The sequence below is a fragment of the Bacillus sp. LR_5 genome (genome assembly GCF_042709275.1).
The window spans coordinates 1-10,683 of record NZ_JAVAXX010000228.1; the positions used below are offsets into that span (position 1 = coordinate 1).

Genomic DNA, 10,683 nt, shown 5'->3' on the forward strand with positions numbered 1-10,683 from the left:
TCAATTTTGTATAAAGTGTGAATAAAAAACTTTTGTATAGCAATCCATTTACTTTTTGTAAAATTAAGTTAGAATTAGAAGTGTTTACATAGGGGAAGGATCAAAAAGGGGGAAGGGAAATGAAATGGAACCCGCTTATTCCATTTTTATTGATCGCTGTTTTAGGAATTGGTCTAACTTTCTTTTTATCAGTAAAGGGGCTTGATGACTCTCGGGAGATTGCAAGCGGCGGAGAAAGCAAATCTGCTGAAAAGGAAGATGCAAACGCTTCACCGGAGGATATTTACAAGGCAAACTGTATCGCGTGCCACGGTGAAAATTATGAAGGTGTTTCAGGTCCGAGCTTAAAAGGTGTAGGGGATAAGAAAGATGTCGGTGAGATTAAAACAAAGATCGAAAAAGGTGGCAATGGAATGCCTTCCGGTCTTGTTCCGGCTGATAAGCTAGATGATATGGCAGAGTGGGTGTCAAAAATTAAATAACAAATCTATCTTTCTCCTTATTCGTTCTCAGGCCGCCGAGATGTTCTCGACAGCCTTTTATTTTTGTCTGCGTATGTAGACACACATCAAAAGAAATAAACTGAAAATCATTCGCTCAGCTTGGATTCCGGGCTGATTTTTTATATGATAGTAAAGGAAAAAATGATGGAGAAAAGTTGTGATGACAAGTGAACGAATTAAAATTATCTAAACGATTGCAAACAGTAGCGGAATACATACCGAATGGAGCGGTGATGGCCGATATCGGGTCTGACCACGCTTACCTTCCTTGTTATGCGGTGCTGAATCATAAAGCCAGCGGGGCAATTGCGGGAGAAATAACAGACGGCCCGTTTTTGTCTGCCAAGCGGCAGGTAGAAAAATCAGGCTTAAGCGCGCACATTTCTGTAAGGCAGGGAGACGGCCTGGAAGTCATTAAAAAAGGTGAAGCCGATGCCATTACGATTGCCGGAATGGGCGGATCTTTGATCGCTCACATTTTAGAAGCGGGTAAAGACAAATTAACCGGGAAAGAACGGCTTATTTTACAGCCGAATATTCATGCTGTTCATATCAGGGAGTGGCTTTATAAAGAAGGATATGCGCTGACAGATGAAGTGATCCTTGAAGAAGACGGAAAGTGCTATGAGGTGCTTGTCGCCGAAGCGGGAGACAGAGATGCGGCTTATGCCGGTATTTCATTATCAGCTGGTATGCTCGTCGGCCCTTTCTTGGCAAAAGAAAAGAGTGCTGTCTTTTTGAAAAAATGGACACAAGAGCTTCAGCACACGCAAAACATTTATGAACAGATCAGCCGAGCTGCAAGTACAGAGCAAAATAAACAGAAATTAAAGGAGCTCGCGGATCGAATAGAGCTGCTAAAGGAGGTTATCGATCATGGCTAAAAGCGTAAATGGGCAGCAGATCATCCAGCTGTTTGAACAATTTTCCCCGAAAGCCTATGCGGTCGAAGGCGATAAAATCGGCCTGCAAATCGGCACCTTAAACAAACCGATTAAAAATGTGATGGTTACACTTGATGTGTTGGAGAGTGTTATCGATGAAGCGATTGAAAAAGAGGTTGATTTGATTATTGCACACCATCCTCCTATTTTCAGGCCGCTAAAGCATATTTCAACAGATCAGCCTGCCGGAAGGTTAATTGAAAAGTGTTTGAAGCATGATATCGCTGTTTATGCAGCTCACACAAATTTAGACATTGCAGACGGCGGCGTCAATGACTTGCTTGCTGAAGCATTAGAGCTGAGTGAAACAGAGGTGTTGGTGCCTACTTATACTGATCCTCTGAAAAAGCTGGCCGTATACGTGCCGAAGGAATATGAAGAGCAGGTCAGAACAGCGCTTGGAAATGCGGGAGCCGGCCATATCGGCGAATACAGCCATTGCGCATTTTCATCTGAAGGAATCGGCAGCTTTAAGCCATTGGATGGCGCCAAGCCTTTTATCGGTGAAGTGGGAGAGCTTGAGCTTGTTCATGAAGTTAGGCTAGAGACTGTGTTTCCTAAAAGCATCGAAAAAGGTGTTATACATGCAATGATAAAAAGCCATCCATATGAAGAAGTCGCTTACGACATCTATCCTGTCGAACAGTCTCCTGCCGAAAAAGGGCTCGGCCGTGTCGGAACACTTAAAAATGAGATGACGCTCAAGGAATTCGCTTTATTTGTAAAAGACAAACTTGAAGTGAATGGCGTCAGAATGGTGGGTGAAGCTGACAGCATGGTGAAGAAGGTAGCTGTTCTAGGCGGAGATGGAAACAAGTATATTCATCATGCGAAACGAAAGGGCGCCGATGTTTACGTCACAGGAGATTTATACTTCCATGTGGCTCATGATGCGATGATGCTAGGCCTGAATGTTGTTGATCCGGGACATTACGCGGAAAAAATCATGAAAGAAGGCGTCACGAGAAAATTGACGTCAATGTGCAATGATAAAAAGCTGGACGTAACTATCTTTGTTTCTGAAACAGATACAAATCCATTTGCATTTCTATAAAAAAACTGAGGCTTATACAGCCTCAGTTTTTTGCTTTTACTTTCGGAAGTATTTTTTTGAGCGGTACATTGTGTTCCGTTGTCCAAGTTGATGGATCTTCATGCTCATACTGCTCCAAAAAGCGAATGACTTCTTTTGTGATCGGCGTTGGTGTTGAAGCCCCCGCAGTAACTGCAACGGTATTAACGCCTTTCAGCCATTCGAGTTTTAATTCGCTTAGGTCTCCGATTCGGTATGCTTTTGTGCCGGCTATTTCCTCTGACACTTGAGCGAGCCTATTTGAATTGTTGCTTTTCGGGTCGCCGACAACGATTGTTAAGTCCGCTTTTTTCGCTTGTTCTGATACAGCTTCTTGCCGTACTTGAGTAGCGAGGCAAATCTCTTGATGATATTCGACATGAGGATATTTCTCTTTGACAAGCTCCATGATGTCGTGAACATCCCATTGAGACATCGTTGTCTGATTGGTCACGATTAATTTCTCTGCTTGGATATCAAGGTTTTTCACATCTTCTTCTGTTTCAACTAAGTGAACGATCTCAGGCGCTACGCCAACGGCTCCTTCAGGCTCTGGATGCCCTTTTTTGCCGACATAGATCACGTGATAACCTTTTTCTTTCATCTCTAGAATTAAATTGTGGGTTTTCGTCACATCCGGACATGTAGCATCAATTGCGACTAATCCTTTTTCCTCAGCGATTTTTCTGACTTCGGGAGAAACACCATGCGCAGTGAAAATAACAGTTCCTTTTTCAACCTGCTTCAGGATGTCCAGACGGTTAGCACCGTCCAAAGTAAAGATTCCTTCCTCTTCAAACGCATCAGTGACGTGTTTATTATGAACAATCATCCCGAGTATATAGATGGGTCTTGGCAAGCTTTTATCTAGTGACGCGTTTTTGGCAATGACCATAGCATCAACAACGCCATAGCAATAGCCGCGCGGCGAAATTTTAATTACGTCCATTTTCGGTTGTCCTCCAATACTGAAGTGAGTAAAGGCAATATAAAAAGCCGTAATCAAACGGCTCTATTCTTGCATTCTTCTGATCTCATTATAGCCAATCTCACTTCAGATATCAAAGAATGTTAAATATATAATCTCGGCTTTGAACTGCCTGATGTTCTTTTCGGAGAAGGAGAGGCAGCTTCATTTTTCTTCGGGGCAGATGTTTTTGATTTTTGTTCTTTACTGTCAGATGTTTTTGATTTCTTGGATAGAGAAGAACTTTTTGGTTGTGATTTTTTGTTCCCATCTGAGCTTTTGGTTTCAGCCTCGTTCTCTGTTTCTGAGGTTTCTTGTGAATCTGTTTGATTTTCATTTTCCTCATTGCTCTCTGTATCATCACTTTTACTTAATTGGCTGTACAGCTTCATCATTGCCGGCAGATTGCGGACTAATGGGCCGTACTGCTGGATCATGGGGGTGACTTGCTGAGCCATACCTAGCACTTTTTGCACATTCCCAAGCATACTGGATAAAGATGCAGGATTGGCGATATTTTGAATGCTTTGCAGACCTGCTCCCCCGCTCGCTGCGGCGCCTGCTCCTGGAGCTCCGGCGCCGCCAGCGCCTCCTCCGCCGGGTAAGAACCTTGACAGCATTCCTTTTAGGCCTCCGCCCGCACCATTTCTCGCCCCGGCATTTGCCTGAGGAAGAAATTGTCCGGATTGCTGAAAACCTTGCTGCTGCGGTCCAAATGAAGGCCTTCGCATATTAGGCGGTCTTCTGCCCATCATTTGCTGATTTGGCATGGGGCGGGGCGGTCCGGCCTGCGGATAATTTCTCATCGGCTGCTGCGGTGAAAACATACTTGTACCTCCTTTCAGCTCTCTCTGCTATTAGAATATGCATGGGCTGCGGTATTTGCTTTACATAACTGAATAAAACAAACGCCTTGCAAACGTGGTGTTTTTATGCAAAATCGGGTATAATGTGATGATGGACACATAATGTGCCGCTTTAAGGAGCTGGGAAAAATGAAAGAAACGAAATTTGAACTTTATGAATTGAAACCATTTATTATAGATGCAGTACACCGCCTTGGTTTTTACGAACCGACTGATATTCAGAAAAGGCTGATTCCTGCAGTGTTAAAAAAAGAAAGCGTCATCGGCCAGTCACAGACGGGAACTGGAAAGACGCATGCTTATTTACTGCCTTTATTAAACAAAATCGATCCTGCCAAGGATGTCGTTCAGGTTGTCATTACGGCTCCGACTAGAGAGCTTGCCAACCAGATTCATCAGGAAGCGCTTAAAATCACACAGGGTGAGGAAGGCAGCCAGATTCGCTCGAAATGTTTTATCGGAGGCACAGATAAACAAAAATCGATTGATAAACTGAAGACACAGCCGCATCTTGTTGTCGGTACGCCCGGACGGATTGCCGATTTAATCAAAGAACAGGCGTTAAGTGTTCATAAAGCGGAATCTCTCGTCATTGATGAAGCGGATTTAATGCTGGACATGGGATTTATTGCAGATGTAGATTACATTGGTTCTCGCATGCCTGAGGATCTGCAGATGCTTGTGTTCTCAGCGACGATTCCGGAAAAGCTGAAACCATTTTTGAAAAAATATATGGAAAATCCGAAATACGCCCACGTGGAGCCAAAACAGGTGACTGCTGCGAAAATCGAGCATATTCTTATTCCTTCGAAACATCGTGACAAGGACAAGCTCCTTTTTGACATCATGTCTCATCTGAATCCATACTTGGGCATTGTGTTTGCCAATACGAAAAACACTGCTGACCATATCGCTCAATATTTAACTGGAAAAGGTATGAAAATCGGGCTGCTGCACGGCGGATTAACGCCTCGTGAACGGAAAAAAGTCATGAAGCAGATCAATGATTTAGAATTCACTTATGTCATTGCAACGGACCTTGCCGCAAGAGGCATTGATATTAAAGGTGTCAGTCATGTTATCAACTATGAGCTGCCGGATGATCTCGATTTCTATATTCACCGTGTGGGCAGAACGGCTCGCGCTGGCTCATCAGGACAAGCGATGACCATTTTCGAGCTTTCTGATGAGGATTCATTAGCCAGACTTGAGAAAATGGGCATCGAATTTGATTACTTAGAGCTTGAAAAGGGCGAGTGGAAAAAAGGCGATGACCGCCAGCGCCGCAAAAAACGCAAAAAAACGCCGAACGAAGCGGATGAAATTGCGCATCGTCTTGTGAAAAAGCCGAAAAAGGTAAAGCCTGGATATAAAAAGAAAATGAGCTACGAGATGGAGAAAATCAAGAAAAAACAGAGAAGAAACCAATCTAAAAAAAGAAAGTAGGGGAACCTGTTGTTGAGAATAGGCTCACACGTCTCTATGAGCGGAAAACATATGCTTCTTGCTGCAAGCCAGGAAGCAGTCTCTTATGGAGCGAACACGTTTATGATCTATACAGGCGCACCACAAAATACGCGCCGAAAGAAAATTGAAGACTTAAATATAGAAGCTGGCCGGGCACACATGCAAGAAAACGGCATTGACGAGATTATCGTACACGCGCCTTATATTATTAATATTGGCAACACGACAAATCCGTCGACTTTTGAGCTTGGTGTCGATTTTCTTCGTTCTGAAATTGAGCGGACAGCGGCCATCGGAGCAAAGCAAATTGTCCTTCACCCGGGCGCTCACGTAGGAGCGGGAGCTGAAGCAGGCATCAAAAAAATTATTGAAGGCTTAAATGAAGTGATTGATCCGAATCAAAATGTCCAGATTGCATTAGAAACTATGGCAGGAAAAGGATCAGAATGCGGCAGAAGCTTTGAAGAGCTTGCACAGATTATCGATGGCGTTACGCATAATGAGCATTTGTCAGTATGCTTTGACACGTGCCATACACATGATGCCGGATATCAGATTGTCGAAGACTTTGACGGAGTGCTGAATGAGTTCGATAAAATCGTCGGTATTGACCGTATTAAAGTGCTTCATATCAATGACAGCAAAAATGTCAAAGGTGCAAGAAAAGACCGCCATGAAAACATTGGCTTTGGTGAAATCGGATTTGACGCCCTGCAATATGTTGTTCACCATGAGCAGTTAAAAGACATTCCAAAAATTCTTGAAACGCCGTATGTCGGTGAAGATAAAAAGAATAAAAAACCGCCATACCGTTTCGAGATTGAAATGCTGAAAGAAAAACAATTTGATGACACATTGCTCGAAAAGATTTTACAGCAATAAAAAATGGGGGATAGCTCCCCCATTTTTTAGGTTGTAAATTGTTTGAATAGTTCATTAACAGTTTGGGCTGTTTCTTTTGATGTAATTGCCTCTACTTGTTTCAGCAGCCGCGTTCGTTCACTCTCGTTAAAAATGTTCACATTTTTCCCGTATAACAGGTTTGCTACTTCAATGGCCTGCGGTCTTGTTAAACTGATTCCGTATTGTTTTGAGTACTTCAGCAAATCGTCAGCAGTAGCCTGATTAAGCCGCTGCAAAATAATTCTTTGAAATAAAATCATCGACCATTCCACCTCCAGACTTAATGTATGGGCAAAACAGTAAAATGTGTCAGTGTTTAATGGTAAAATAGATTAATAATGTATTTAAAATAGTTATTGCAGGAAAGGAGATTTTATGACCCCAACAAAACAACATAAGAGAGAAACATTTTCCCACTTTATTTTCAGGGTCTTCATGATTCTGGCAGGAGCTGCATGTGCGGCTGTAAGTATCGAATTATTTTTAATCCCCAACGATTTTATTGATGGCGGGATCATCGGTGTATCACTAATTTTAGACCACCTCTTTAAGTCAACCCCAATTCTGAATTTCGCTTTATTCGTTGTCATGTTAAATATTCCTTTTATGATCTTCGGATATAAATATATCGGTAAGACCTTCCTTGTCTCTACGATGATTGGGATTGTTGGGCTTGCCGTTATTGAATCCTCGCTTCACCATGTAGAAGCTATTACAACTCAGCCTATCTTGGCCACTGTGTTCGGAGGTCTTTTACTCGGCTTTGGAGTCGGGCTCGTTATTCGAAACGGAGGTTCAATGGATGGTACAGAAATTCTCGGTATTTTGCTGACGAAAAAGTTGCCGTTTTCAGTAGGTGAGTTCGTTATGTTCATCAATGTATTCATTTTCATTTGGGCTGTTTTTGTGTTCGGTCCTGAGCAAGCAATGTACTCTTTCATGACTTATTATATTGCGATGAAAACAATTGATGCCGTAATCCAGGGGCTTGATGAAACAAAAGCTGTCATTATAGTGTCTGATCAGTATGATGAGATTTCCGACGCGATTTTGCACCGTCTCGGTCGCGGAACAACCAAGCTGAAAGGGAAAGGCGGATATACGGACGAAGAAAAGGACGTGATTTACGCGGTTGTCACAAGGCTGGAAGTGACTAAGCTAAAATCGATCGTGTTTGAAGTCGATCAAAATGCATTCATAACAATTATGAATACTCATGAAACGAGAGGCGGGAAATTCAAAAACGCAATCCACTAGGCTTTCATTTACTTTTATTCATTTTATGGGTATAATTTTATCTGCAGTAGAGAAAATGGCTTGCTGGTCAGACAGCTGCCATTTTCTTTTTCATACATGTGATACGTTCTTAAGCAAAGCGAAAAGGGGGAACCTTCATGAACGTACAAGAAGCGCTGAACCTACTGAAAGAAAATGGATATAAATATACAAACAAACGGGAGGATATGCTGCAGCTTTTTGCTGATTCAGACAGATATCTTACCGCTAAAAACGTACTGTCTGCATTAAATGATGATTATCCCGGCTTAAGCTTTGATACAATCTACAGAAACCTTTCTTTATATGAAGAACTTGGTATTTTGGAAACAACCGAGCTGTCCGGTGAAAAACTCTTCCGATTTAAGTGTTCATTTACCCATCATCATCATCACTTTATTTGTCTTGCTTGCGGTAAAACCAAGGAAATTGAATCATGTCCGATGGACAAGCTTTGTGATGATTTGGATGGCTATCAGGTCAGCGGGCATAAATTTGAGATTTACGGCACATGCCCTAATTGTACAGTGGAAAATCAAGAAAACACGACTGCTTAATTGCATATATATGAGAAAAGGAGCCCAGTTTGGCTCCTTTTTCAGTTATTGACACGTATGAAGTGATGTTTGTTTTTATTCATCCATTGAACGGCTTCTAGCCAGTTGTTTACTCTGATGATGTTTGAATCAATTGGAAGCTGATTATAAGGGGAATTGAATAAAATTACCGGTATACCGGCTTCTTTCGCGATCATCATCGCGTTTCCGTGATGATCCTCAAAAAACAAGTCGATGTTATGATTTTTGACTGCCTCAACTTTATGATGACCGCCAACGAGTTCGATGTGGTCGTAGTGAATGTTTTGTCTGTCAAACCATTCATAGGTAATATCAGTTAAATGAGTCCGTCTTGCTGTAATATAAATAAGCTTGTGCTCCTCTTTGAGGAGGTCAAGTGACTGTTTTGCATGCTGTGCAAGCAATGCTTCCTTATATATGATCGCTTCATTTTGATTCATCCAATCCCAAAATTCTTCCTGCGTAATGTTTAACAGCTTTGTTAAATCATAATCCGTCATATCGTTTAATGAAATGGAAAGATTAAACGAGCGGTTCAAATAAGGGACGAATGTATCCTGAGCCGTGATTGTGCCGTCAATATCTATTCCTAAGCGTAACATGCCCACACTCCTTCAGTTTCATCCCTTCAAGTGTAACATAAACAATTGACATTAACAGAAAAGTTTAGCAAACATGAATCAGGCGAAATAGATCAAACTATAAAAGCTCCTTTAATAAAAACAGAAGGGGGAATTGAAGGTGGCAAACGATTACGAAAAACGTGATAACAACGGCTACTATGTTGATCATGGTTCTGAAGGAACAAATATTACCCGCGACAATGATGGTTTTTTTGAGGAAACGGCTGCTGAAATCGCAGAGCCTTACCGTGCTGCTGACCGCAGCAATGACCGAGACAATGACCGCAGCGGCGGCAATGTCAATGAAGGACGGGGAATAGGGTATATTGCTTTAGCCTTGTCCATTATTTCATTGTTTGTACTGCCTGTTTTATTGGGAGCTGCCGGTATTATTGTCGGCTATATCGCAAGAAGAAGAGGTGCCCAAGGCCTTGGAGCTTGGGCGATGGGTATCGGTGTCGTCTCATTAGTGCTTGGAATATTTATTATTCCTTTCTTCTAACACAAAAAAGCTTGACGGGTTCCCGTCAAGCTTTTTGTGTCTCTTCTTTTAATTTTGCTTTTTCAGCTTCAAGCTTTGCATAGTGTTCTTCAGCAAGAATGTCGATTTCTTTCTTGAGTTCTTCTACCATTGTTTCCTCTGGAACCTTACGGACAATTTTCCCTTTCCGGAATAACAGCCCTTCGCCGCGAGCTCCGGCGATGCCGATATCAGCTTCTCTCGCTTCACCAGGTCCGTTTACGGCACAGCCGAGAACAGCGACTTTAATCGGCGCTTTAATTTTAGAAATATATTCTTCCACTTCATTGGCAATGCTGATTAGATCAATCTCAATACGGCCGCAAGTCGGACATGAGATGAGCGTGGCAGCATTGGAGGCTAAACCGAAAGATTTCAGAAGCTCTCTTGCTACTTTTACCTCTTCCACAGGATCTGCGCTTAATGAAATGCGCATTGTGTTCCCGATGCCCTTGCTTAAAATCGCGCCGAGTCCTGCTGCGCTCTTTACTGTACCGGCAAACAGTGTTCCTGACTCGGTGATCCCGAGGTGCAGCGGGTAGTCAAATGCTTTCGCCGCTTTTTCATAAGCCTCGATTGCGAGGTTCACGTCAGATGCCTTCATGCTGACAATAATATCGTGAAAATCGAGATCTTCAAGAATTTTAATGTGATGAAGTGCGCTTTCTACCATTCCGTCGGCAGTCGGATAACCGTATTTTTCTAAAATCCGTTTTTCAAGTGAACCGGCGTTTACTCCGATTCTGATCGGAATCCCTTTTTCTTTCGCCGCTTGAACGACAGCTTCGACTTTTTCGCGGCGGCCGATGTTGCCGGGGTTGATTCGGATTTTATCTGCGCCGCCTTCAATGGCTTTTAACGCAAGTTTATAATCGAAATGTATGTCAACAACGAGCGGAATGGAAATGCGTTTTTTAATATCTGCAATGGCGTTTGCCGCCCGTTCATCCGGACATGCTACCCGG

General features: G+C 42.6%; 13 protein-coding genes. 8 read left to right on the forward strand and 5 right to left on the reverse strand.

Annotation, left to right across the window (positions count from 1 at the left end):
- Nucleotides 1-119 precede the first annotated feature (119 nt).
- From cccA to RAC86_RS28975, 3 genes are all read left to right on the forward strand, one after another.
- Nucleotides 120-482, forward strand: coding sequence for a cytochrome c550 (gene cccA / locus RAC86_RS28965; RefSeq protein ID WP_014114442.1), 363 nt, complete (start codon nucleotides 120-122; stop codon nucleotides 480-482).
- Between the two features lie 254 nt (nucleotides 483-736).
- Nucleotides 737-1,387, forward strand: coding sequence for a tRNA (adenine(22)-N(1))-methyltransferase TrmK (trmK, locus tag RAC86_RS28970; protein ID WP_014114441.1), 651 nt, complete (start codon nucleotides 737-739; stop codon nucleotides 1,385-1,387).
- Nucleotides 1,380-2,501, forward strand: a complete 1,122-nt coding sequence (locus tag RAC86_RS28975; RefSeq protein ID WP_014114440.1) for a Nif3-like dinuclear metal center hexameric protein — start codon at nucleotides 1,380-1,382, stop codon at nucleotides 2,499-2,501. Before trmK ends, RAC86_RS28975 begins: the two co-directional genes overlap by 8 nt.
- A gap of 22 nt (nucleotides 2,502-2,523) precedes the next feature.
- Here RAC86_RS28975 and RAC86_RS28980 read toward each other — a convergent pair whose 3' ends face one another.
- A complete protein-coding gene (locus RAC86_RS28980) occupies nucleotides 2,524-3,468 on the reverse strand; it encodes a 4-hydroxy-3-methylbut-2-enyl diphosphate reductase (protein WP_014114439.1) in 945 nt (314 codons plus the stop codon).
- Between the two features lie 122 nt (nucleotides 3,469-3,590).
- Nucleotides 3,591-4,313 carry a VrrA/YqfQ family protein gene (gene vrrA / locus RAC86_RS28985; protein WP_014114438.1) on the reverse strand — a complete coding sequence of 241 codons (723 nt, stop codon included), beginning with the start codon at nucleotides 4,311-4,313 and terminating at the stop codon, nucleotides 3,591-3,593.
- 168 nt (nucleotides 4,314-4,481) lie between these two features.
- Between vrrA and cshB the strand changes: the two genes are divergently transcribed.
- Together cshB and RAC86_RS28995 are read left to right on the forward strand one after the other, a co-directional pair.
- A complete protein-coding gene (gene cshB, locus RAC86_RS28990) occupies nucleotides 4,482-5,798 on the forward strand; it encodes a DEAD-box ATP-dependent RNA helicase CshB (RefSeq protein WP_014114437.1) in 1,317 nt (438 codons plus the stop codon).
- Nucleotides 5,799-5,807: 9 nt separating this feature from the next.
- A complete protein-coding gene (locus RAC86_RS28995) occupies nucleotides 5,808-6,701 on the forward strand; it encodes a deoxyribonuclease IV (protein ID WP_032727307.1) in 894 nt (297 codons plus the stop codon).
- Between the two features lie 26 nt (nucleotides 6,702-6,727).
- Here RAC86_RS28995 and RAC86_RS29000 read toward each other — a convergent pair whose 3' ends face one another.
- Nucleotides 6,728-6,982, reverse strand: a complete 255-nt coding sequence (locus tag RAC86_RS29000; RefSeq protein ID WP_003226238.1) for a DUF2624 domain-containing protein — start codon at nucleotides 6,980-6,982, stop codon at nucleotides 6,728-6,730.
- 115 nt (nucleotides 6,983-7,097) lie between these two features.
- Between RAC86_RS29000 and RAC86_RS29005 the strand changes: the two genes are divergently transcribed.
- Nucleotides 7,098-7,979 (forward strand): YitT family protein, encoded by an 882-nt coding sequence (locus tag RAC86_RS29005; protein ID WP_072566557.1) that lies wholly within the window; start codon nucleotides 7,098-7,100, stop codon nucleotides 7,977-7,979.
- Nucleotides 7,980-8,116: 137 nt separating this feature from the next.
- Nucleotides 8,117-8,554: a zinc uptake transcriptional repressor Zur gene (gene zur / locus RAC86_RS29010; RefSeq protein WP_014114433.1), complete on the forward strand. Its 438-nt coding sequence runs from the start codon at nucleotides 8,117-8,119 to the stop codon at nucleotides 8,552-8,554.
- Nucleotides 8,555-8,595: 41 nt separating this feature from the next.
- On the opposite strand, the gene RAC86_RS29015 is transcribed toward zur, so the two are convergent.
- A complete protein-coding gene (locus tag RAC86_RS29015; RefSeq protein ID WP_014114432.1) occupies nucleotides 8,596-9,177 on the reverse strand; it encodes a nucleotidase in 582 nt (193 codons plus the stop codon).
- 133 nt (nucleotides 9,178-9,310) lie between these two features.
- Here RAC86_RS29015 and RAC86_RS29020 point away from each other — a divergent pair, with 133 nt between their 5' ends.
- Nucleotides 9,311-9,700, forward strand: a complete 390-nt coding sequence (locus tag RAC86_RS29020; RefSeq protein ID WP_072181758.1) for a DUF308 domain-containing protein — start codon at nucleotides 9,311-9,313, stop codon at nucleotides 9,698-9,700.
- Nucleotides 9,701-9,725: 25 nt separating this feature from the next.
- Here RAC86_RS29020 and ispG read toward each other — a convergent pair.
- The coding region (ispG, locus tag RAC86_RS29025; RefSeq protein ID WP_377886311.1) for a flavodoxin-dependent (E)-4-hydroxy-3-methylbut-2-enyl-diphosphate synthase at nucleotides 9,726-10,683 on the reverse strand (958 nt) is incomplete at its 5' end.